Raw genomic sequence first — 24,324 nt, forward strand, 5'->3', positions numbered from 1 at the left:
CACCGGGACGCGGTGCCGTCGGCGTTTGGAGCGGTGCCGAGACCAAGCTATGATCAATCAGACGAGAATTGTCGTTCACGAAAAAGGGAGCCATGACGATGACAGAGCGAGCGGTTTTAGCGGGCGGGTGCTTTTGGGGCATGGAAGACCTGTTCCGCAAGCAACCCGGGGTGGTGTCGACGCGATGCGGTTACACCGGCGGCGACGTGGAACACGCGACCTATCGAAATCACGGTACACACGCCGAAGCGATCGAGGTGATTTTTGATCCGAGCGAGACGAATTTTCGAAAGCTACTGGAATTCTTTTTCCAGGTGCATGATCCGACCACACTGAATCGTCAAGGCAATGACCGCGGCATGTCGTATCGCTCGGCGATCTACTTCACCAGCGACCAACAACAACGCACCGCATTGGAAACGATCCAGGACGTCAACGCGTCGGGGATTTGGCCGGCCAAGGTCGTGACCGAAGTCGAGCCGGCGGGTGAGTTTTGGGAAGCCGAACCGGAACACCAAGATTACCTGTTGCGCAACCCGGGCGGTTACACCTGTCACTTCATTCGACCCGACTGGGTGTTGCCGAAGCAAACCGAAGCAAGTTCGTGACGCCCTGACGCGCAACCAAACCGTTCTCGGCTACGTCAATGGTGAGCCGCTCGCCGCAAGGCCTCGGGCAGCGTCGCAGTGCCCGGCCGCTGACGCGGCGCGCGGCTCACAGAAACAGCAGGGCGCAAGCGCCCGGTCGAAATCAGAACGCCAGCAGCAGACGGCTGGGAGCTTCCAGCAAATCGATCACTTCGTTGAGGAAGCGTGCCGCGGTGCCGCCGTCGACCAGGCGATGGTCGTAGGAGAGCGAGAGCGGCATCATCAGCCGCGGCTGGATCGAATCGTCCGGCATCACGACGGGCAATTTGCGGCTGCGGCCGACCAGCAGAATCGCGACTTCCGGGACGTTGATGATCGGCGTGGAGTACTGCCCGCCGATGGCACCCAAGTTACTGATCGTGAACGAACCGCCGCGCAGGTCGTTGACGGCGAATTGGCCGCTGCGAACCTTGCCGGCCATTTCGGCCAGCGTCCGCGTCACACCGGGCACGCTCATTCGATCGGCATCTTTCATCACCGGGACGACCAAGCCTCGGTCGGTATCCACGGCGACGCCGACGTTGACGTAGTCTTTGTAGATCAACTGCTCGTTTTCCGTATCGATCGTCGCGTTGATCGCCGGATGATGCTTCAGGGCCGTCGCCACCGCTTTGATCAAAAACGGCATCGTCGTCAACTTCAAACCTTGCTTGGCGTAGTCGTCCTTGCTGGTCTGGCGGAGATGTTCCAATTCGGTGATATCGGCATCATCGAAATTGGTCACGCGGGGCACGGTCGACCAGCTGACGTGCATCTGCTTGCTGATCGTCTTGCGAATCTTGCTCATTCGTTCGACGTGAATCGAACCAAAATCATCCATCGCCGGTGTGCCGGGTCGATCGGACCCCAAGGCGGCCGCGGGGTCAGCCGCCGCGGCGGGAGTGGCCGGGCTGGCGGTCGCCGGGCTGGCAGCAGTCGACGCGGCGGCAGTCTGATTGGCAGCGGCTTGACTGGCCGACTGGCTGGCGGCGCGAACGGCCGCCAACACGTCGTCACGCGTGATGCGTCCGCCTTCGCCGGTTCCCGTAACCCGGGCCAAATCGACCCCGACCTCGCGTGCAAAGCGACGGACCGCCGGACCGGCCGGAATCACGCCCCCTTCGGCATCCGGATCGGCCGACGGGGCGGGTGCCGGGGCAGCAGCTGGCGTGGCCGGAGCGGCAGGTGCAGCCGGCGGGGCTTTGGCGGCGGGCGCGGGAGTTGCGGGAGCAGGCGCGGCGGGAGCAGGGGCCGGCGTGGCGGCAGCCGGCGCGGCGGGCGCGGGCGGCTCGGGTGCTTCCTCCTGGGTCGGTTCGGCTTTGGGCGTTTCCGGAGCCGGCTCGGCGGCCGGTGCCGCGGCACCCGATTCGGCTTCGACTTCGATCAACACACCCCCGATCGGCACCGTGTCCCCTTCGCCGACCGCGATCTTCGAGACCTTTCCGCTGACCGACGACGGGACCGGCACGGTCGCCTTGTCCGTCTCCATTTCGACGATGTCTTGGCCTTCGGAGATGACGTCTCCGACCGAGACGAACACTTCTAAGACGTCACCGGATTCGATGCCGTCACCAAGATCGGGAAGGGTAACTTCAGTAGCCATAGATGAATTATCAGCGATAGGAGAGAGCTGGCGCGAAGGCATCGTGCCCTCGCTCGGTCGAAGGATAAACTTAGGTCAAAGGTGATCGACTAAGCATAATAAGGGTCGGGTTTGTCCGCGTCATAGCCGAGGTCATCGATCGCCTGTTTGACGTCGGTCGGCGAAACGACACCGGCTTTGCACAGTCGGCTGAGCGTGGCGATCGTGACCGATTCTTTGTCCACTTCAAAGTGGCGGCGCAACGCTTCGCGGGTTTCGCTGCGGCCCATGCCGTCGGTCCCCAGGACATAGTAGTCGCCGGGGATCCAAGGTGTCAGTTGCTCGCCCAACGCGCGAACGTAGTCGCTGGCCGAGATGAAGGGGCCTTCGACCCCGTCGAGCACCTCTTCCAGGTAGCTCTTTTTCGGTGTCTCGGTGGGGTGCAGCATATTCCAACGGTCACAAGCGGCCGCATCACGGCGGAGTTGTGTGTAGCTGGTCACGCTCCAAACGTCGCTGGCAACGCCGTATTTCTCGGCCAGCAACTCCTGGGCGGCGAGCACGCTGTTGAGAATCGCTCCGCTGCCGAACAATTGGACACGGGCTTTCGCCTTGTCGACTTCGCGGCTGCGGAATTTGTAAATGCCTTTGACGATTCCCTCTTGGCAACCTTCGGGCATTTCCGGATGCGTGTACTCTTCGTTCTCGCTCATCAAGTAGTAGATGCACTGTTCGCCCTCGGCGTACATCTTCTGCAAGCCTTCTTGGATGATCACGACGGCCTCGTAGGCGAACGCGGGGTCATAGGACCGCACGGTCGGGAAAGCGATCGCGTTGAGCAAGCTGTGCCCGTCTTGGTGCTGCAGCCCTTCACCGTTGAGCGTCGTGCGGCCGGCCGTTCCGCCGACCAGGAATCCCTTGGCCCGCATGTCGGCGGCGGCCCAAATCAGGTCTCCGATGCGTTGGAAACCGAACATGCTGTAGTAGATGAAGAACGGAATCATGTTGACGCCGTGACAGCTGTAGGCGGTCCCGGCGGCGTTGAAGCTGGCCATCGACCCCGCTTCGGTGATGCCTTCTTCCAAGATCTGGCCGTCCTGCGCCTCTTTGTATTTCTGCAGAATCGCTGAATCGATCGGTTCGTACAGCTGTCCGGCGTGGGCGTAGATTCCGAACTGGGTGAACATCCCTTCCATCCCGAACGTCCGCGATTCATCGGGCACGATCGGAACCATGTACTTGCCGATCTTTTTATCGCGGCACAGGGCGATCAACGTTTGAACCACGGCGAACGTCGTGCTGATGCTCTTGTTCTCCAGCCGCTTGATCGTCTTGCCCATGTCATCCAGCGATGGAACTTCCAGCGTCGGGTGCTCGGTCGGGCGTGAGGGCAGGTAGCCACCCAAGGCCTTGCGCCGTTCGTGCAAGTACTTGATTTCAGTGCTGTTGGCCGGCGGCTTGTAGAACGGCGTGTTGACGACTTCGTCATCGCTGATCGGGATTCCGAACCGTGATCGGAACTCCAGCAACTCGGCTTCGTTCAGTTTTTTCTGGTTGTGGGCGACGTTGCGCCCTTCACCGGCCTCGCCCAAGCCATAGCCCTTGATGGTCTTGGCCAACACGACGGTCGGTTTTCCGTTCTTCAAGCTGACGGCTTTTTGGTAGGCCGCGAAGACTTTTTCGGGATCGTGCCCGCCGCGGCGCATTTTTTCCAGCTTTTCGTCGCTGTAGTTTTCGACCAGCTTGAGCAGTTCGGGGTACTTGCCGAAGAAGTGTTCGCGAATGTAGCTGCCCGGCATGCCGGTGTATTTCTGGTACTGGCCGTCGACGACCTCGCCCATCCGCTTGGCCAGCAAGCCCGTCGTGTCGCGGGCGAGCAATTCGTCCCACTCGCCGCCCCAGATGACCTTGATCACGTTCCAACCGGCACCGCGGAAGATCGATTCCAATTCCTGAATGATCTTTCCGTTACCGCGGACCGGTCCGTCCAATCGCTGCAGGTTGCAGTTGATGACGAAGATCAAGTTGTCCAGCTTTTCTCGCGATGCCAATCCGATCGCGCCGAGTGTTTCCGGTTCGTCGCATTCGCCGTCGCCAAGGAATGCCCAAACCTTTTGGCCGCTGGTGTCTTTGATCCCGCGGTCGCGGAGGTATTCGTTGAATCGGGCCTGGTAGATCGACATGATCGGTCCCAACCCCATCGAGACCGTCGGGTACTCCCAAAAATCGGGCATCAACCAAGGGTGCGGGTAGCTGCTGAGCCCACCTTCGGGTTCCAGCTCACGTCGAAAATTGATCAGTTTGTCTTTGCCCAACCGGCCTTCCACGAACGCCCGACTGTACATCCCCGGGGACGCGTGGCCTTGGAAGTAAACCGAATCCCCGCTGTATCCGTCTTCGCCACGGCCTTTGAAAAAGTGATTGAAGGCGACTTCGTAAAGCGTCGCGCTGGAGGCAAAGGTACTGATGTGTCCGCCGATTCCCCCGCCGCGTTTGTTGCCTCCGACGACCATCGCCATCGCGTTCCAGCGGATGATCGATTTGATGCGTCGTTCCAAATCACGGTTGCCCGGATAAGCCGGCTCGTCATGCACCGGAATCGTATTCAGGTACGGCGTGGTCGTGTCGGCCGCCGCTTGCACGCCTTGCTCGGCGGCACGGTCACGGAGTTTCTCGAGCAAAAAACGAACTCGATCATGACCTTTGCTCTTAAGCACGTATTCGAGCGACGAAAGCCACTCCTTCGTTTCTGAAGCATCGATATCGACTTCAGCGTTCCGCTCAAGTTCGCCAAGTTGCTTCTTCACTTCATCCTGGGCGATCATCTTCGAGTCGTTCATACAAGCAAGTTCCCTGAAGGCAAGTTCACAAATCGAATCAGCGGTCGCGCTGACCGGTCCAAGCGAACCGTTTCGATCAGCAACCGAATCATTCGGCAGGTCGTTCCACTCTTCGGCGTCTCAAACGCACAATGTTCACTCCGATGGAAATTCACGCGGGTGAAATTGATTGTTCGCAACAACCGAAGTGTTACGGTAACTCGAAGGCCACCGTTGATCCAATTTGAAGAGTTTATGGCTTTTGTGCAGCCCCAAAAGGGTAGCCGCCGGGGGCTTGCGGCGACAAGGGCCTGGCGTTAATACGTGGTCCTGTCGCCCATTGCGGCGGACAGACAGGGGCAGCAAATGCCGCTGCGACTTTTTAGCTTCCGGCGACCCTGCGGACAAACCCCCTCCGCGGAGCTACCCGCGCCGTCAATCTTGACTATCGAAGCGATTCGAGCATTCACGGTTCAACCGCCCCCCACTCATGCAAGCGTGCCCTCTCCGAGCTGTCGTGACCGGTGCTTCATCGGGGATCGGTCGTCAGATCGCGATCGGTCTGGCGCGACAACACGGCTCGTATGGTTCCGCCGCCGATGAAGCCGTCGCGGCAAAATTTGTGATTCATTTCCGCAAGAATCTACGCGGCGCCGAAGAAACCGCCGCTGCGGTGGAATCCTTGGGGGCGACGCCCCGGCTGGTTCAAGCCGACATCTGCCAGCCGCAGCAGCGACGGCGGTTGCTCGACGAGAGTTGGGACTTCCTCGGCCCGCCGACCACTTGGGTCAACAACGCGGGGGCAGACGTGTTGACCGGTGAGTTTCAACACGAAACGTTCGGCGAGAAATTGCGGCGGCTGATCGAAACCGATGTCCTGGCGACGATCGACCTGAGCCGTCAAGTGATCCGGTGCTGGACGGATGACATTCCCAGCGGCCAGACGCCGCCACCCTCGATGACGTTCATCGGATGGGACCAAGCACCGCTGGGGATGGAAGGGGACGCCGGGCAAATGTTCGGTCCGGTCAAAGCCGCCGTGATGGCGTTTGCCAATAGCGTCGCACAGGACGTCGGTCCGAACATTCGCGTCAACACGGTCGCCCCCGGCTGGATCAAAACGGCGTGGGGCGAAACAACCGATGCCTACTGGGACGGGCGGGCGCGACGTCAATCGTTGATGAATCGCTGGGGGACCCCCGAAGACGTGGCGCGGGCGGTGTGTTACGTCGCCGATCCGGACAACACGTTCTGCAGCGGCCAAACGATTCAAGTCAACGGCGGCTGGAGTCGGACACACCCACGCTGAATTCGTTAGACTGCTCCACGGACCAGACGGGTCCACTGCCCAGCCAGGTCCACTGCCCAGCCAGGGCGGCGGCACCTCCGCATCGTTTTTCTCCTCTTGAGTGATTTATGACCAGCGCTGATGAATCGACCCAAGCGAAAGCCGACCACTTTCGCGAGCGTTATGAACAAGTTCGTGAAATGATCGGCCGCGTCATCGTGGGTCATGACGACATCGTCCAGGGAGTCCTGACGGCGATGCTGTGTGGCGGACACTGCCTGCTGGAAGGTGTGCCGGGGCTGGGCAAAACGATGCTGGTGCGAACGCTGTCGGAAGTGTTGGATCTGGATTTCAATCGAATCCAATTCACCCCCGACTTGATGCCGGCGGATATTTTGGGAACCAACATGATCGTCGAATCGGAAGACGGTCGACGGCAGTTCCAATTTCAACGCGGACCGGTCTTCACCCAGATTCTGCTGGCCGACGAAATCAACCGCGCGACGCCCAAGACGCAGTCCGCGATGCTGGAAACGATGCAGGAGGGCACGGTCACGGCGGCCGGTGCGCGCTACGAACTGGAACAACCCTTCTTCGTCTTGGCGACCCAAAACCCGATCGAACAAGAGGGCACCTATCCGCTGCCGGAAGCCCAATTGGACCGGTTCCTGTTCAAGTTGGTTGTCGGCTACAGCAGCCGTGACGATCTCAACACGATCGTGGAACGAACCACCCGCGGCGAGAAACCGCAAATCGAAAAGGTGATGGATGGGGCCGAAATTCGCGGCATGCAAGCCATGGTGCGGGACGTCGTGCTGACACCTCCGATCCGCGACTACTTGGTCCGACTGACCCTGGCCACCCATCCCGACGGCGCCCACTCGGTCGACGCCACCAATCAATACGTGCGTTGGGGTGCCAGTCCGCGGGGCGCCCAGACCCTGGCTTTGGCGTCAAAAGTCCGCGCCATCCTGGCCGGACGCTACAACGTCAGTTTCGAAGACATCCGCCGCGTCTATCTGCCGACGATGCGACACCGCGTGCTGCTCAACTTCGAAGCCCAAGCCGAGGGCATCGAAACCGATTCGGTGCTGCTGGAGATTCTGGAAAAAGTCCGCGAGGCCGCCGAGTAGCGGACTCGCCTCCCTTGTTCCCGGGCTCCGCCTGGGAACACACTGTATTGGAGGCTCCCGCCTCCTGCCCGTGAACCGCCTGTGGCGGAGCCACACCGCCAGAAGCGTTCCAAGGCGGAGCCCTGGAACGAGTGGAAATCGCACACACTCATGCGGGGGGGCCAGCATCGGCGGTACGCTCACCCGGCGCGAAGAAATCCGGCAGAACGGACGAAAACTCCCAGAAAGTCGTCAAGTTTGTGGCCGGCTCTCGGGATGGAAATCGGACGCGACGCGGGGAATTGTTGGATATCTGTGCACCGCGTCCCAGGTTCATCGAATCTTCACACGGGTAGCGTCTGCTAGACGGTCGTCAATTCAGGCAGTCGCTGCTATCTTTCCGCGCATGGCCCCTTTCGGGGCACGCTTTGCCGCTCTCCTGTTGATCGGCAGCCTTTCGAATCGCGACACGGGTTCCCCCCCATTCTTTACCGGAGTCTTTCCTGGGATGTTCCTCCAAATCACTTCTCGCTCGATGCCCCGGAATCGGAAACGAGCGATCGGCTGCGTTGCGTTGTTCTCGAGTCTGATGGTCGCAATGGCCGGGTGCGGCAGCCAGACGGAAACGTCAACGACCGAACCGGGCAGCGGGACCGCCGCCTCCAACCTGACCGGCACGATCAAGATCAACGGCAGCAGCACGGTGCAACCGATCGCCAACGCGGTCAAAGAAGAGTTTGCCAAGCTGTATCCCGATGTGACGGTCAGCGTCGATGGGAAAGGCACCGGAAACGGGTTCAAGATGTTCCAAGACAAAGAGACCGACATTTCCGACGCGTCGCGTCCGATCAAACCGGGTGAATTCGAAGCGTGTAAAGAAAACGGCGTCGAGTTCATCGAAATGCCCGTCGCCTATGACGGACTGACGATCGTGGTGCACCCCAAAAACGATTGGGTCGACACGTTGACGGTCGACCAACTGAAACAGATCTTTGTCGGTGCTGACGCGGCCAAGAAATGGAGCGACGTCGACTCCAGTTGGCCGGAGGAAACGATCGAGATTTTTTCACCGGGAACCGGCAGCGGGACGTACGACTATTTCCGCGAAGTCGTGATCGGCAAATCCGAAGCGGCGCTGCGAAACGACATGAACTTGAACGAAGACGACAACGTTCTGGTCAACGGTGTCGCCGGAAATCCCTATGCGATCGGATTCTTCGGCGTGGCGTACTACGAAGAGAGCAAGGACAAATTGAAGGCCGCAAAAATCGTCAATCCCAAAGACGAGCAAGCGTACTTGCCGACGCCGGAGAACATCGCCAGCGGAGCCTACGCACCGTTCAGCCGACCGTTGTTTATCTATGTCAGCACCGCTTCGCTGCCCCGTGCCGAAGTGGCGACCTTTGTGTCGTACTTCCTGGACAACGCACCGACGCTTTGCGAACGCGTCGGCTACGTCCGACTGCCCGATGAGATCATGCAACGTGCAATGAACAACTTGGACGCAGAAAACGCCGGAACCCACTACATCGATGCCGATGGTAACTCGCGTAGTGGTGCGGTTGCTGACATCTATCAGCCGGAAAACTTGACCAAGTAGGCGCAGTAACAGATGGCATGGGCATCAGTGTTGGTGTGCAGGCTTTAGCCGCCCTCTGTCGCTGCTTTGCAGCGACAGGGTATCGCCTAAAGACTAAACACCAACGGTTGCTGCCCCCCTGCAATCGGAAGCATACGGTGAACTGATGACGCTCCCCCAAGCACTTCAAAATCGCGAGTTTCGGTCGACCCGCTCGGGTGCCTTGTCGGAACGTCTGATTGTGATTTCGCTGGCGTTATGCGCCACTGCAACGGTGCTGATCACGGTCGGCATCATTTACATGCTGATCACGCAGAGTGCGGGCTTCTTTCGCAGCGACGCGGTCACGATGTCGGGTTTCTTGACCGACACCGAATGGACCGCTCTGCAAAGCAAAGACTTGGCGCAGGCCAAATTCGGAATCATGCCGCTGCTCAGTGGGACGTTCCGTGTGACGCTGATCGCGATGATCATCGCGTTACCGTTAGGTCTGATTACGGCGATCTACCTGAGCGAATTCGCGTCGGCGAAGATCCGATCCTGGCTCAAACCGATCTTGGAGATCATTGCCGGCGTCCCCACGGTCGTGCTCGGCTACTTTGCCATTTTGGTCATCAGCCCGTCGCTTCAACTGTTCAGCGACGGGGCGTTCTCAACCTTCAATGCAACCAGCGCGGGGATCGCCGTCGGCATCCTCTGTCTGCCGATGGTCTGCAGCCTGTCCGAGGACGCGATGCGTGCGGTGCCGCGCAGCTTGCGTGAAGGCGCCTACGGCCTCGGTTGCACCCCGTTTGAAACGTCCGTGAAAGTGGTCGTTCCCGCGGCGCTCAGCGGCATCATTTCGGCGTTCTTGCTCGCCTTCAGTCGAGCGATCGGCGAAACCATGGTGGTTGCGTTGGCTGCCGGAACGCTGCCCACGCTGACGCTCGACCCGACGCAGCAAGCGCAAACGATGACGGGGTTCATCGTCGAGATGATCAAGAGCGAAAGCGAATACGGCACCGTACAGTACTACAGCCTTTACGCGGTCGCCGTGACGCTGTTCACCATCACCTTTCTGATGACACTGGTCGGCCAAATCATCCGTCGACGATTCAAGGAGTCGTACCAATGAGCTCCATGCCGGACGCGATCGTCAAACAGGACGCTAAATACCTGGCCGATAATGCCCGACGGCGTAAACAGTTCAGCCTGTGGTTCTATTTTCTGTGCGTCGCGATCGCATTGATCAGCGTGGTCATCTTGGTCGTCCTGATGATTTCGATTTGGAGCCAAGGGCAGTCTCGATTGAGCAGCGACTTGCTGACGCGTTCTCACAGCGAATTGGAAATTGAGCGGAGTGGGATGTGGCCGGCCATCTTGGGGTCGCTCTTCGTCTGCGGCACCTGTGCCCTCGTCGCGCTGCCACTGGGCGTCGGAACGGCAGTCTTCTTAGAAGAATTCCAGCCGACGAACAAGCTGCTGCGTTGGATCCATGGATTTGTGCAGCTCAACATCTCCAATCTCGCCGGGGTGCCTTCGATCGTTTACGGGCTGCTGGGGCTGACCGTATTCGTCTACATGTTCAACGTGTTCGGCCAGATCCGCGTCAACGAGTCGGCCGGCATGGAGATCATGGGATACAAGCACTTTTACCAAGTCTTGACCTTGGAACCGGGGCATGTGGTGTTTGTGCCGCAATCGGACCCCACGAAGCGGCAAACCACGTTTGACGAGCCGTTCCAAGCCGTCGATCCGGATGGCAATTCGATCGAGATTTCGATCTGGACGCCTGGGACTCCCAAACCGTCCGACCCCGCCATTCGCCGTCAAACGGTTCGGGCCGGAGCTATCGGTGGGACGATCACCGAACGAAGCTGGTACTACTTTCGACTGCCGTTCGACAAAAGCTTTCTTTCCGGGGGGCTGACGCTGGCGCTGGTGATTCTGCCGATTATCATCATTTCGTCCCAGGAATCGCTCCGCGGGGTGCCGTCCTCGCTGCGTGAGGCATCGATGGGGTTGGGAGCGACGACATGGCAGACCGTCCGTGACGTCTGTTTGCCGGCCGCGTTGCCCGGGATCATGACCGGAGCGATCTTGGCGATGGGACGAGCCATCGGCGAGGCCGCGCCGATTCTGGTCGTGATGGGTGCGGCGGTCGCCAAAAGCACCGGTCCCAAACACCTGATGGACGACGCGGTGACCATGCCCGTTTTGATTTTTAACTGGGCCGGACGCCAACAGGATGAGTTCAAGGAACTTTCCGCCGCCGCCATCATCGTCCTGTTGGTCGTCTTACTTCTCTTGAACTCGACGGCCATCTATATTCGTCATCACGTCCAAAAAGCTCAATCTTGAACCCCGCGAAGTCATGTCAAGCGTAACGCCAGCGATCGACTCGGAGCAGAATTCCGACGCGCTCCCCGATCAGACGTTGATTCACATCGAAAAACTGAATGCTTGGTATGGCGATTTTCAAGCGATCCACGACCTGTCACTGGACATCCCCAAGCACAAGGTGACCGCATTCATCGGTCCCAGTGGTTGCGGTAAAAGCACCCTGCTGAAGTGGATCAATCGGATGAACGATGTTGTCCCCGGCGCGCGAGCCAAGGGACGGCTTGCGATCACCGGCGATGCCTCCAACGATCACGTCGAAATCGATGTCCTGGACCCTGGTCTGGACGTCGTCGGGCTCCGCCGCAAAGTCGGCATCGTCTTTCAAAAGCCGAACCCGTTTCCCAAAAGCATTTATGACAACGTCGCCTTCGGCCCGCGGCTGCACATGAAAACGTCCAAATCCGAGCTGGACGAACTGGTCGAATGGTCGTTGCAAAAAGCAGCGGTTTGGGACGAAGTCAAAGATCGATTGCACGGCCCCGCACTCGGACTCTCCGGCGGGCAGCAACAGCGATTGTGTATCGCCCGGGCGATCGCGGTCGGCCCCGAAGTGCTTTTGATGGACGAACCTTGTAGCGCATTGGATCCATCCAGTACGCTGGCGATCGAAGACCTGATCTTTGAGCTGAGAAACCAGTACACGATCGTGATCGTGACACACAACATGCAGCAAGCGTCTCGCTGCAGTGATAAAACAGCGTTCTTCTTCGAAGGCAAACTGATCGAAGCCGGTCCCACCGAGCAGGTGTTTACGCGGCCGAAACAGAAACAGACCGACGACTATGTCCGTGGCAAGTTTGGATAAAAATCTTGATGTCAAAACACCTCCAGCGCGAACTTGAAAGTCTTCGCGAGCAGCTGGTCAACCAATTCACCGTCGTCGAGCAAATGATCCAATTGGCGGTCCGCGCGCTCGTGGAACGCCGAACCGATTTCGCGGATCGCGTCATCGAAAGCGATGAAGGTGTCGACATCACCGATGTAAAAATCGAAGAGGAGTGCCTGAAACTCCTGGCGCTCCACCAACCCATGGCAGGCGATCTGCGGTGGTTGATCACGGTGGTCAAGGTCAACGGGGAATTGGAACGCATGGCCGACACGGCGTGCAACATCGCCGAACGCGCCAAAGCGATGTCGTCGTTTCCGCTGTTCACCGTCCCGGAAAAGATGAATGAAATGGTCGATGCCACCATTCGCATGGTCCGACGCTCCCTGGACGCCTTCGTCACCACCGATGCGAGAATGGCAGTCGAAGTCATCAAGATGGATGACTTGGTCGATCAGCAGAATCGTGAGATCATTGAACATCTGCACGAGTTGATCAAAGCGGATCCGGCTCTGGTTGAACCGGCCCTGCATTGCTTCAGCGCCTCGCGTCAACTGGAACGCATCGGCGATCTGGCGGAAAACCTTGCCGAAGAAACGATCTACCTGGTCGAAGGTGAAATCGTTCGTCACAAACACGGGGGCCTCGGCGACTCCGACACGCAATGAGCGGAGAAAAGTGGGATAGGCTTCCAGGCTCGTCATTTCGGCATCGACAGCCTGGAAGCCTAGTGCTTCGTCAACTTTTATTCTTAGGGTACCGCGGAAAAGGGGTCAGGTACCAAAAATGCGAAGCACCCTGCGGGCCATTTGGTTTTTGGTACCTGACCCCTTTTCCGCTCGACAAACGCAGGCTCGAAAATTGAAAGCTGACAAAGCACTAGCCCACTCTCATTGATCCGACACAGATTGGCCGCTCAATCCTCAATAGCGCCGCGGCGACCTTGGCTACGGCAATCGTCTCACGTCGACACTGACGCTGCGGTGATCCGAGCCGATGCCCGGACCGACGCGATAGCTCGCACACTCGAGCGACGGGCTGATCAAGATGTGATCGAGCACCAACCCCATCGGAAAACGGGAACCACCGGCGTACCAGGTCGGCGTGACGGCAAGCCCTTGCTTGGCCCGCCGCAGCCCCGATCGGCGTTCAAATTCGCCGAAGTGCGGTGACCAGGGCGTCACGTTCAAATCCCCCATCACGATGATCGGCTGCTCGGGGACTCGTTTTCGCCCTCGATCGATTCGTTCGGCAAGCAACGCCAGGTGCTCATTGCGCGAGCGAAACCCACGGGCACCCATCGGCGGCAATGGATGCGTCGCGATCAATCGATACCCGAGACACTCGGCTTCGATCGATGCAATGTCTTCGTTCAGTTCAAACGCGTGGGCGTCGGCGAACGGGTGTTTGCTGTAGATGCCGATTCCAAAATTGCCGTGATCCTCCGGACGCGTCAACGCGTGCGGATATTGAAGGCTTAATCGGTCGGATAAATGGTCGTCCAATCCGCGGCTGAGTTCCAGAATCGCGACGACATCGGGATCGACATCGCGGATCTCCTCCACGATTTGCCGATAGGACCGGTTGCCGGTCAATACATTCATCGTCATCACCCGCAGCGACGGCTCACCACCCGGTCCTGTCGTCGGATCGGGGATCAGTTGAACGAAGATGGAAGCGAAGTGGACCAGGAAACAGGCCGCGGCGATCCATGCCAAACGAGATTGCCTGACCAGCGTGCACAGGGCGATCACTGCCACGATGGCGATCAATTGCTGGGTTCGCAGATTGGCAAGCAGGTCCGACACCCAGAACCAACGGGCGAACAGGGTTGCGAACGTCACAAGCAAGACCGCCAGAGACGCCAACCGCGCCAGCGCCACGACCGCCTCCGTCAGCCCTGACGAACGTTTCGGCGTTTCGATGTGCGGCGGGTCAGACAATTCATTCATCAATGACGTTCCACTAGTGCTTTGTCACAGCTTGATTTTAGGGTTGTCCACGGAAAGGGGGTCAGGTACCAAAAACCAAATGGCCCGCAGGGTGCTTCGCATTTTTGGTACCGGACCCCGTTTCCGATCAAACGAGCAACCCTAAGTTTTAGTCGTGACAAAGCACGAGGGGATCTCGCAACGCTATCGTGATTGCAGATGATCCCAAATCCGCGACACCAGACTGCGATCATCCGGGATGGTTAGACGCCCGATTTGCCCCGATTGTACGGCCAGACTGGTCAACGGATCCAACGGCAGCACGCTGCGCAATTGCGGATGAACCAACTCGTTCGACTCCGATTGCTGTCGCATCTGCACCGCCAACGGGCCGCCGACCGTCGCCGCCAAGGCGGGGTGCGGCAGGGAACGACTGGCGGAAGGTTGTAGATCCTGCAGCGGCGCGGTGATCGAAACGCCGCCCCGCAGACGGATCGAAGCGACTTGCTTGGACGCCGACGCCTTGTTGTAGGCCTCCAAAGTATCCTCGGCGACGATCGCCAAGATTTCCTTTTCCTGTGGATCCGAAACCCGCAACAATTCTTCGCCCTGTTGAACGTAGCGTCCCAAGAGCTGGTTGGTTGCCGGCGTGGTGATCTTGCCGGCACGGGTCGCCACGATTCGCATGCTGTCGATTTGTTCGTCGATCTCGGCCAGCCGCCGCGCGAGGCTTTCGGCATTCTGCTGTGCGACTTTGGACAGGGCAAGCTCGCTTCGTTGACGGTACTGAATCGCCTTGGCCAACTCGACGTCACGCTGATCCATCAACTGGTCGCGTTGCAGCACCAGTTCCGGTTTCTCCAGTTCCAGCAACAAGGTTCCCCGTTCGACGCGATCGCCACAGCGTACAAAGACCGATGTCACAAACGCGTCCACGGGGGCTCGCGCGATCTGTTCCTCTTGAAACTGCACCACCACCGGCACCCGTCGCGCCAACGGCGAACTCTGAACCGTCGCATACTGAACGCCGAGATAGACGACGGTGCAGATGCCAATCAGACGCCGTTGGTAGAAATTTAAGACCAGGCCTGTGCGGGGTTCGAGTGTCCAAATCTTGTACATCCATCGCAACAGTGGTAACACGCCCCACATCATTGCGGCGATGACCGCGATCAGGATTCCGAACCCTTTCGCCCACGTCGCGACGGCAAACACCAAACCCGACATCCAGACAATTTGAAACACCACCGAGCACAGCGCATGAATGCCGGCAAAGTCTCTTCGCCAACCGGTCAAGGGACTCTCGGGCATCGGGATACGAAACAGCAACGCTTCGATCATCGCCCCCAACCGTTTCCGCCCGTGCGCACGCAGATTGGGGATTTCCAGCAAATCGCTCAACACATAGTAGCCGTCCAAACGCAGCAACGGATTGGCGTTGACCAGCAGAGTCGCCGGGCCCGCGACCAGAAACACTTGGGCGGCGAGGTGTTTGGTAAACCCGACGGGACAGAACCACCAAAGCAATGCGGCGACGGCTCCGATGGCGAGTTCCACGTAGACGCCGGCCAAGGCAATTTGCACGCGATCACGCCGTCGAACCAGTTTCCAGGCGTCGGTGACGTCCACATAAGCCAACGGTGCGAACAGGAAAAACATGATTCCCATCCGTCCGACGCGGACGCCGTGGAATTTCGCGCACACGGCATGCCCACATTCGTGAACAAGTTTTAAGACGCACCACATGACAGCCAAGACCAACCACAATTGCTGGTCAAAGACACGCCGAACCTCCGCAGAAAAGGCGTCGGCGTTGGACCACACCACGCCGACCCCAGCCCCCACGAGCACCGCCCAGGCGACCATTGCGGGAATGCCAAACAGGAACCCAAATCCGGGCAGCAACTTTGTCGCGATCCGGTCGCCGTCGGCGAGCGGAAAACGCTGCGTCAGCAACCCGCCGAAGGTTCGCAACGCCATCCCGCCCCACCGCTTTGCCCCCGCTGATGCAGTCTTCGCTGATGCCGTTTTGGCCGGTGCGGATTCGCCCGCGACCGGCTCGGATTCGCTGTTCGCCGTGTCGGTTTCCCCGGCGGCTTGATCGGCGGACTGACTGGTTTGGCCCGTCGGCCGGGCCTGGCGGTCTGCCGTGAGGACCATCGCCAGTCGGTGTTGAGTCAGCTCCTTGGCGAACGCGATCACATCGACTTCAGACCACAACACACCGTCACGTTGAAGCTGGCGGCAAATGACGCCGAGCGTCCGCTCACCATCCATCAACGTCACGGCATGATATTCCCGTGCGCCGAAACGATAGAATTTTCCGGTTCGTCGGTCGTTGGCCACATAGACGGTTTGCGTGCCTTGACCACGCGACGAAAACTCCAACGCCGGATCGACTTGAACGACGACCGATAACGGGTCGACCGAGGCTCCGTCTGGGGTCGAATGATTGGTTTGATCGTCCATGGATTTGTCTCAGTACCCGATCCACCATAACGATTTCTCCCATCCCGAACGGAGCATCGACCACAGCCAGGGGCGAACGGGTCCATACGCGATCGCATCGCCACGCATTCCGGGGCGCAGCGTTCCGGCTCGGTTGTCGACATTGAGGTGTGCGACAAACACGTTCTGATCGTCGCGCAATTCGGCGCTCGGGTAGACGGTGTCGATCGGTTGTTCGATCGGATCTCCTTCCGCGGCTGTCAAGCGGACGCGAACCAAGGTGCCCCGGTCGACGTAGCCGATCTCATATTCGGGAATTTCCAGTTCGACCAACATTTCATCCAGAGGTGCGATCTCCAAAACCGCTTGCCCCGTTTCCAACGGTGCACCAATCGAACGGTTCAAATCGCCCAGGACGATCACACCATCGATCGGGCTGCTGACGTTGAGACGATCCAGACGGCTCAAGAGCAGGTCACGTTGTCGGGTCAATTCTCGGATCTTTAACTTGGCCTGCTGTGAATCGGCCACGCGTCCGCCGACCATCGCCACGTCGCGTTCCTTCAGCACCTGGCCGATCTGAGCTTCCACCGTCTCCAGTTCCAAGCGGAGCGGACGACCGTCGAGTGAAATCAAGACGTCACCCCGCTGGACGGCGTCGCCCGGCTGGACGTGAGTCGACAACAAGGTCGCGTCAAACGGTGCCGAGACGATCCGCGAATGTTTGGGGCGGACAAGTGTGGTGCAACGCACGCGGTAGGAAACCGGCCAAATCGCCAGCAACACGACGACCAATCCGGCAAACCCCAACAGAATCCGTGTGCTCAAGCCGCTTCGGGACAGCGATCGCGACAGTTGTGCCGCCACCCCTCCGCTTTGCGTCCAAACGATCGCCCGCAACGCGGGCAGCGCGCGTCGCAACCAAGTTCGATCGGCAGCCGTCACCGGGCCACCCTCGATCCACAACACGCAACGGCCAAACCCGACGTCGTCATCCAGGTTCAAACGAATCGCGTCGCTGGGTTTGGGCTCGTCCTTCGCGATTCTCTCCGTCGGAACGGCAGGCCGGGTCGGAAGCGACGGCGATTCTTCATCCCAGCTTTCCGCCGCGGTTTGAAACAATTCACTTGCCGGCCCCAGCCAGCCCAAACGACTTTCGTAGAACCGGCGCAGTCGTGTCGTTCCGATGCCACAACGCACGCTGCTCGCCGGGAACTGCTTGGCGATGCATTGAACCAACGCCATCACCGCTTCGGATTGATCCTTGGCCTCGACGACCGCTTCGATCAGTGCCACCGTCTTGGCCCAATCTGCCGACGAACCGACCTCTGCCCGTACCGCATCGGGGCGCGCAGCGTCGCTCTCCGGCGATGCTGATGCATGTCCGCTGGGGGTCGTCTTTCCCGACCCATCGGTGAGCAAAGGTGGCCTGGTGCTCATCGGATATCCGGCACCCCATCTTGGCGAGAGATTCCGCTGGAGCGGGCGTTGGAGGGCGTGATGGCACCGAGACGCCGTGTCAGCGGCAATCGGATCCGTTCCTGTTGCGCGGTCTGGTTCCGTGCAGGCTTCATCCGGCATCGGTCTCCGGCTCGAAGTTCACCGTTCTGGTTGTCCAGCAACACCTTGACCATGATCGTTCCACTTTCTCCGTCTATGTCGGGTGCAATCGACGCGACTTTACCGCGCACGCTTTTGGACGCGCTGAGCATGAACACCTGAACTTGATCCCCCGGGTGAATCAGACCAATTTCTTCGACCGGGACGTTGAACACCCCGTAGATCTGATCGAGCACGACCAATCGAATCACCGCCGGATCCGCCGGCGTGATGTACTCGCCGGGGGCATGGAACAGTTCGGCCACCACCCCATCCATCGGTGCGAGCACTTTGCGTCGCCGCAATTGCAGTTCGTAGCGTGACAATTCCAGTTTGCGAAGCTGGTCTTGTTCCACCGCGTTCAATTCTCTTGACTTGGCGATTTCCCAGTCGGCGTAAGCTCGTTTCAATTCGTCGGGACGGGCGATGTCCTGGTCGGCCAACGATTGCAGTTGTTCGAAACGCAATTTCATCAACGCCGTTTCCGCCTTGGCGGCATCAGATTCACCGTGCATCTGCGCCCGCCAGCGGGCCGTCGCCACCGCTTCCACCTGCAACCCGTCTTCCAGTTTGGCAACCATCTGGCCCTTGGAAACACGGTCGCCGATCTTGACGTTCACCTCTTCCAAACGCCCGATCTCTGTTGCGGCGACAAGAATGTCAAACTTGGGAACCGTGAAACCTTCGTAGTCCATCGTCACCGAGCCGCCGCGGATGCCTTGCGATGAACGCGAGGTTGGTGAATAACCGGCGCTGTCCTGCGCGATCAAGGTCGCCGGGACAATATCGAGCGCACCAATCAGCAAGCCGAAAGAAGTCAGGATCGAGAACGCGACCGTTGCAGTGATCGGGGGACGCTTCGATCGCTTTCGTTTCGGATGGTTTGAATGGAAGTTCATGACGGTCATGCGATTCGATGGTGGCTTCGGATAGTTGACGGTTCTGGCACGCCCGGGGACGCCGCGTCGGGTGACGTGGGCGTCGCTAGCGTGCCCAACCCGCCGATGGATTTCGCCAATCGGAGCTTGGCGGTGGCGTTGACTGCGGTGGCGTTGACTGCGATGGCGACGTGGACGCGGCAGTCGCTGCCGGTCGACCGATGCGTCGCGGCACCGCGACCTGCCGCGGTGCATGATCCGACGACTCGCCGCCGTGGCGGCTCGGGCTCGGCGGCGTCGCGGCCGACGAGGGCATCGTTGGGGGCGTCTGTGTGGGCGTCGGCATGCCGGAGGACTGTGTGGCGGGCAGCCTTGTCGAGGACAGCTCTCTGCCGGATGCGTCATGCGGCAGATCGTCCACTGCGGAAAGATCCAACGGACTCGAGTCAAGCGTTGCCGGCTTCGCCTGAGTTTCATCGGCGGCTTCGGCGGGCGAAGCAATCACCGTGGATCGGTAGTCATCGTGCAAGAAGTTGATCTCACCCGAACACTCCGATTGCACGGGGCGAATGCCTTCGTTGATCAACAGCGTTCCCATCGCGCGTTGCAATTGGACCAGCGCAATCATGTACGCCGATTCGACCTTCACCAAGTCCTTTTCCGCATCGGTCCGACGTTGTTGTGCATCGAGCAAGTTTTCCAGCTTGATGCCGACGCGAGAATCATCGCCACCAATGATCCGCCACTGGACCGTCAAGATGTTCTCTTCGGTCACCGCGGTCGACAACACGTTGCGTTTGCTGATCAGCTGTTTCTCAAAGCGTTCCAAATCGATCAGCGCGGATTCGACGTCGAACTGGGTTTGCTGGATCACTTCGCGCAGTCGCTGGGATCGCTCACGTGCCCTCAACAAGGCTTCACGGTGCTGAGCCCGAAATGCCCGTTGGCCTCGCGGGAGTTCGAACTCCAGTCCCGTCGAGAGCCCGGGGGCATTATCGAACTGTTCGCCGAAAGACCTCGCGACCTTGCTGGCCCCGTTGAGCTGCGATAGGTAGCCGTTGAAGACCCAATTGAGCTGCGGTTCCAGCTCGGCCCGCGCGACACGCAACTCCAACGCGGAGAGTTCGACGTCAGACGTCGCGGCGCGAACTTCGGGGCGGTTTTGCAGCGCCTGTGCGACGGCATCGCGCAAGTTCCACCGCACGGAGTCGGTCACCGGGGCGGCCATCGGGATCAGCTCCAAATCGCTGTCCGCTCCGATCATCGCTTCACTGCCCACCAAGGCGGCTAGACGTGCCTGTTGCTTTTTCAGACCGGCTTCCAGGTCGATCACCTGATCGGCGCGGCGTGCCACGCGTTGTTTGGCTTTGGTGATTTCAATCAACGCGGCGTCGAAATCTTTGCGGCTGACCAACAATCGTTCGATGTTGCGACTGCGGGCGAGCAATTCGCGTTGCTGCGTCAGTTGGGCCCGGGACTCGTACAATTTCCAATAGGCGGCGATCACATCGGCGATACGTTGCTCAACTGCCCCCCGCATGTCCTGCCATGCGACGCGGCTTTCGATCCGAGCCTGGGTAACCAACCGCTCGTTGTAGTAACGCCCTCCGCGCGACAACAGCGGCTTGGTCAAGCTGAGACTCAGCCGTGCGTTCCCCTGGTCTCGCGGAACGAAGAAGGAACTGTTGCTGTCCAAGAAACCGATTTCCTGGGTCCATTCCAACTCCGTCCCCGTGCGTGTTTTCTTTCGCACGCCGCCGCTGAAGTTGAGCGACTTTTCACGCAAACGATCTGCCCCGCCGGTCGTGAGGGTGTTCCCCACGGGATCATTGGTCGCCCCGAGATTGCCGCTCAACAGAATCGTCGAATCGAATTCGGCGTCCTGCTGAACAATCCGTTGGAACGTCGAACTGGCCTCATAACCGACGCTCAAGATGCGGGGGCTGTGGGCGAGCGTATCGAGCAGAATCGTTTCTAGGTCGAAGCGAACCCAGCGATCACGATCGAGCACTTGCTGGGTGACTCGATCGGTCCACCACTGCATCGCTGCCGTTTCACCGGCAAGTGTCGGACCCGGCAGACGCGGGACCGGCGCCGGGGGCAGGCGTTTCGGCAAACTGCCGACCGCGGGTGCCTGGTCCGCCGGCGTTTGGTCGGCCGGCGGCGAAGGATTCGCCTGGGGAATCCCCAATCCTCGGCTGCCCGGAGGGCTTTCGGCATACACACCGTGCACCATCGTCATGGCGGACACCATGACAATCGCAACGAGTTTATGCAGATCGAATCCCATCCGTGGCATCAAATTCTCGTGTAAGTCCTTCACGAACGCGCATTCCAAGCGGATTGCAGCGGCATGCAATGTCAGGGATCGGTCGCAACGGTGATTCGGATCGATCCGCCACGACGAAATGGCGTGTTCACGGCACGGCAGACGAGAACAATCCTCACAGACGGCAAGGTTTACCCAATGCCTGCAAGACGGTTCGGCATGTTGGCAGACGCAGCCCGCCCATTGGAAGTAGACGCGACGCGTCAGCCCTCGCGGCCTCTGACACTCGCTGGCCGTTGCGATCCGCACAACCGCCCATCGCGGCGCAATCCCGTTTTCTTTTCGTGTGCCGGATGACTTGCTGGCGATTCCCCGCCCCCGTGCCCATAGGCGCAAGCAAAACTTGGCTCGATACCGGGGTGGCGACGCCCCGAGCTGACCGCATCCTCTCGTTTTCGTCTAAAGCTGCACCTTGGGTAGGGTCTATCTCCAATCGATTCGCCTCGCAATTGCGTTGGTCTGCCTCGGTGCTAGCCTGATTTTGGCTAGTCACTGGTTCGGGCTATTGCCCGATGTGACGAAAATCGAAGGTGCGTCACGGCGACGTCTCAGCGAGGCCGTCGCGGTCAACGCGGCAGCCCACGTTCGAAAACAACAGTGGGTGGACCTGCGTGCGACGGCCGAAACACTGGTCGATCGCGACGCCGACCTGCTCTCCATCGGGGTTCGCAGCAAGCACGGGGATTTGAAAGTCAATGCCGGGCACCACGACGATCTGTGGCGTCGCGTGGCGAGCGACAGCCGAGGAATCGACGCGATCACCGTGCCGATCACGCTGAACCGTCGCGATTGGGGCGAGGTCGAATTCTGCTACCGAGCCCCCGACCAATCGACCTTTGGTGCGATTGCCGAACACCCCCTGATGCGTTTGCTGGCGTTCTACTGCATCACCGGAGTGTTCGGTTACACGCTGTTTGTGGGCAAGGTGATGCGGGTTTTCAGCACCACCCAGGTGGTGCCCGAACGTGTTCGCCAAGCTCTCGACACGCTCGCCGAGGGTTTGTTGGTGCTGGATGAAAAAGCCAAGATCGTGCTGGCCAACCGCGCGTTTGCCGAAACCGTCGATGTGCCCAGCGAGCTGTTGGTGGAATCGCGGGCAAACGAGTTGCCTTGGACGTTTGAGTCTGACCGATCCGACCATGATTTCCCCTGGATGACGGCGATCGATGAATCCGCCACGATCACCGAACAGATTCTGCACCTGAAGGTCGACGACGGTGCCGAGCGAATATTCTCGGTCAACGCAGCCCCGATCGGTGGCGGCAACGCTCGACGCGGGGCACTGGCGACGTTCCGCGACGTGACCCACATCGAAGAACATCGCAAACAGCTCGAAGCGATGCTGTCGATGTTGCGTGAAAGTCGCGATGAGATCGAAGAGAAGAATCGAGAACTGGAAATCCTGGCGACGACCGACGCATTGACCGGTTGCCTGAACCGACGCGCCTTTTTCGAACGGTTCGGCCACTTGTGGAAAACGGCCGCGGCGGAACAGAAACCGCTTTCGTGCATCATGTTCGACAACGACCACTTCAAACGCGTCAACGATACCTACGGCCACGGCGTCGGCGACGATGTGTTGCGAGAAGTGTCTCGTGTGCTCCGAGAAAACCACGGCGGACACGGACTGGTCTGTCGCTACGGGGGTGAAGAATTCTGTGTGCTGCTGCCCGGCATCGATTTTGAATCCGCGCTCGATCTGGCCGAACAAACCAGGGCGTCGATCGAACAAATCACGTTCAAGGAACCCGCTCAACTTCGCTTGACCGCCAGCGTCGGTGTTTCCGAGACACGCTTCAACGCCTCCGATCCCCAGGAATTGATCAATCAAGCCGACGTTTGCCTGTACGCCGCCAAACGGGGCGGACGCAATTGCGTGATTCCCTACAGCCCGGAACTTTCGCAAATGGATGGCGAAGAATCCGATTCGCGTGAACGCACCGAAATTCCCTACCAAGCCGTCACCGCGCTGATCGCATCGCTGTCTTATCGCGATGCCGCCACCGCACAGCACAGCCGCCGTGTGGCGGACCTCTGTTCGCGTGTCTCCAAACAGTACATGGACTCGGCCAGCCAATACGTCCTGGAGATCGCCGCGCTGCTGCACGACATCGGCAAAGTCGGTGTCTCCGATGAAATCTTACTCAAACGCGGAAAACTCAGCCCCGACGAAATGGAACTGATCGCCTGGCATGATCGCATCGGCGTGGAACTGATCGAAACCGCGTTCGAGTGCGAAGAGCTGACCGAAACGGTTCAGTTTCGACAAGCACATTTTGACGGCTCGGGACGCTTTCGAAATCTGCCGGTCGGCGTGGAAATCCCCATCGGGGCTCGCATCCTGTCGATCTGCGACAGCTATGACTCGATGGTTTCCGACCGCGTCTATCGCGACGGTTGCTCGCATCAGGTGGCCATCGAGGAATTGCGGCGCTACGCCGGCTCTCAATTCGATCCCGAATTGGTGGAACACTTCGCCAGCGTCATCACCAGCAAACCCGAGCCGGACGCGACGACCAACAGCGAAGCGGCGATCCAAATCGGTTTTCAAGTCGAACGCCTCGCCGCAGCCATCGACAACCAAGACACCGAGGGGATGCAGACGCTGGCGGAACGTTTGGGAATGTACGCCCGTCGCTGCGACATCGATTCGATCGCCAAAGCCGCCGATCGAATCCGCCAGCGGGCCAGCGAACAAGAAATCTCCTGGCTCGACCTGCTGCGAGACACCAACGAACTGCTCGAGTTGTGCCGCACCACCCAATCGGAACTCATCGAGCACCAACACGAAAACGAGTCCCCGGTCGGCTAGGACCTCCCGCCACCCCCACGCCACTGGCTGACGCCACGTGCCATCGACTTTGGCTCTCAAGGTGTTAGCGGAACGGCGCGAGCCGTCCGGTCGCGCTTCAAAAACACCGTGAA

General features: G+C 59.6%; 16 protein-coding genes. 9 read left to right on the top strand and 7 right to left on the bottom strand.

Annotation, left to right across the window (positions count from 1 at the left end):
• The first annotated feature begins 98 nt into the window (after positions 1-98).
• Complete coding sequence (msrA, locus tag Enr13x_RS21535) at positions 99-608, top strand: peptide-methionine (S)-S-oxide reductase MsrA (RefSeq protein WP_197455268.1); 510 nt, start codon at positions 99-101, stop codon at positions 606-608.
• A gap of 142 nt (positions 609-750) precedes the next feature.
• Here msrA and Enr13x_RS21540 read toward each other — a convergent pair whose 3' ends face one another.
• Positions 751-2,229, bottom strand: coding sequence for a 2-oxo acid dehydrogenase subunit E2 (locus tag Enr13x_RS21540; RefSeq protein WP_145388958.1), 1,479 nt, complete (start codon positions 2,227-2,229; stop codon positions 751-753).
• A gap of 89 nt (positions 2,230-2,318) precedes the next feature.
• A complete protein-coding gene (gene aceE, locus Enr13x_RS21545; RefSeq protein WP_145388959.1) occupies positions 2,319-5,048 on the bottom strand; it encodes a pyruvate dehydrogenase (acetyl-transferring), homodimeric type in 2,730 nt (909 codons plus the stop codon).
• A 496-nt stretch (positions 5,049-5,544) separates the two neighbouring features.
• On the opposite strand from aceE, the gene Enr13x_RS21550 reads away from it, so the two are divergent.
• The 7 genes from Enr13x_RS21550 to phoU all read left to right on the top strand — a co-directional run bounded on the left by Enr13x_RS21550 (position 5,545) and on the right by phoU (position 12,882).
• Positions 5,545-6,336 carry an SDR family NAD(P)-dependent oxidoreductase gene (locus Enr13x_RS21550; RefSeq protein ID WP_231743688.1) on the top strand — a complete coding sequence of 264 codons (792 nt, stop codon included), beginning with the start codon at positions 5,545-5,547 and terminating at the stop codon, positions 6,334-6,336.
• Between the two features lie 107 nt (positions 6,337-6,443).
• Positions 6,444-7,448, top strand: coding sequence for an AAA family ATPase (locus Enr13x_RS21555; protein ID WP_145388961.1), 1,005 nt, complete (start codon positions 6,444-6,446; stop codon positions 7,446-7,448).
• A gap of 514 nt (positions 7,449-7,962) precedes the next feature.
• Positions 7,963-9,027: a PstS family phosphate ABC transporter substrate-binding protein gene (locus Enr13x_RS21560; protein ID WP_231743689.1), complete on the top strand. Its 1,065-nt coding sequence runs from the start codon at positions 7,963-7,965 to the stop codon at positions 9,025-9,027.
• Between the two features lie 145 nt (positions 9,028-9,172).
• The gene (pstC, locus tag Enr13x_RS21565) at positions 9,173-10,120 is read left to right on the top strand and encodes a phosphate ABC transporter permease subunit PstC (RefSeq protein ID WP_145388962.1); all 948 of its coding nucleotides are present in this window, start codon (positions 9,173-9,175) and stop codon (positions 10,118-10,120) included.
• Positions 10,117-11,346: a PstA family ABC transporter permease gene (locus Enr13x_RS21570; RefSeq protein ID WP_145388963.1), complete on the top strand. Its 1,230-nt coding sequence runs from the start codon at positions 10,117-10,119 to the stop codon at positions 11,344-11,346. The genes pstC and Enr13x_RS21570 overlap by 4 nt, the downstream gene beginning before the upstream one ends.
• Positions 11,347-11,359: 13 nt before the next feature.
• Entirely contained in the window at positions 11,360-12,193 is an 834-nt protein-coding gene (gene pstB, locus Enr13x_RS21575) for a phosphate ABC transporter ATP-binding protein PstB (RefSeq protein WP_145388964.1), read from the top strand.
• Between the two features lie 8 nt (positions 12,194-12,201).
• Positions 12,202-12,882, top strand: a complete 681-nt coding sequence (gene phoU / locus Enr13x_RS21580) for a phosphate signaling complex protein PhoU (protein ID WP_197455269.1) — start codon at positions 12,202-12,204, stop codon at positions 12,880-12,882.
• Between the two features lie 279 nt (positions 12,883-13,161).
• On the opposite strand, the gene Enr13x_RS21585 is transcribed toward phoU, so the two are convergent.
• The 5 genes from Enr13x_RS21585 to Enr13x_RS21605 form a co-directional block, all read right to left on the bottom strand.
• Positions 13,162-14,166: an endonuclease/exonuclease/phosphatase family protein gene (locus tag Enr13x_RS21585; protein ID WP_145388966.1), complete on the bottom strand. Its 1,005-nt coding sequence runs from the start codon at positions 14,164-14,166 to the stop codon at positions 13,162-13,164.
• Between the two features lie 183 nt (positions 14,167-14,349).
• On the bottom strand, positions 14,350-16,614 hold the full coding sequence (locus Enr13x_RS21590) for a site-2 protease family protein (RefSeq protein ID WP_145388967.1): 2,265 nt from the start codon (positions 16,612-16,614) through the stop codon (positions 14,350-14,352).
• A gap of 9 nt (positions 16,615-16,623) precedes the next feature.
• On the bottom strand, positions 16,624-18,033 hold the full coding sequence (locus Enr13x_RS21595; protein WP_197455270.1) for an efflux RND transporter periplasmic adaptor subunit: 1,410 nt from the start codon (positions 18,031-18,033) through the stop codon (positions 16,624-16,626).
• Positions 18,030-19,091 carry an efflux RND transporter periplasmic adaptor subunit gene (locus tag Enr13x_RS21600; protein WP_197455271.1) on the bottom strand — a complete coding sequence of 354 codons (1,062 nt, stop codon included), beginning with the start codon at positions 19,089-19,091 and terminating at the stop codon, positions 18,030-18,032. Before Enr13x_RS21600 ends, Enr13x_RS21595 begins: the two co-directional genes overlap by 4 nt.
• Positions 19,092-19,176: 85 nt before the next feature.
• Positions 19,177-21,393, bottom strand: a complete 2,217-nt coding sequence (locus Enr13x_RS21605; protein ID WP_145388970.1) for a TolC family protein — start codon at positions 21,391-21,393, stop codon at positions 19,177-19,179.
• Positions 21,394-21,913: 520 nt separating this feature from the next.
• On the opposite strand from Enr13x_RS21605, the gene Enr13x_RS21610 reads away from it, so the two are divergent.
• Positions 21,914-24,211 (top strand): diguanylate cyclase, encoded by a 2,298-nt coding sequence (locus Enr13x_RS21610; RefSeq protein WP_145388971.1) that lies wholly within the window; start codon positions 21,914-21,916, stop codon positions 24,209-24,211.
• Positions 24,212-24,324: the final 113 nt, after the last annotated feature.

Source organism: Stieleria neptunia, assembly GCF_007754155.1.
Classification (GTDB): domain Bacteria; phylum Planctomycetota; class Planctomycetia; order Pirellulales; family Pirellulaceae; genus Stieleria; species Stieleria neptunia.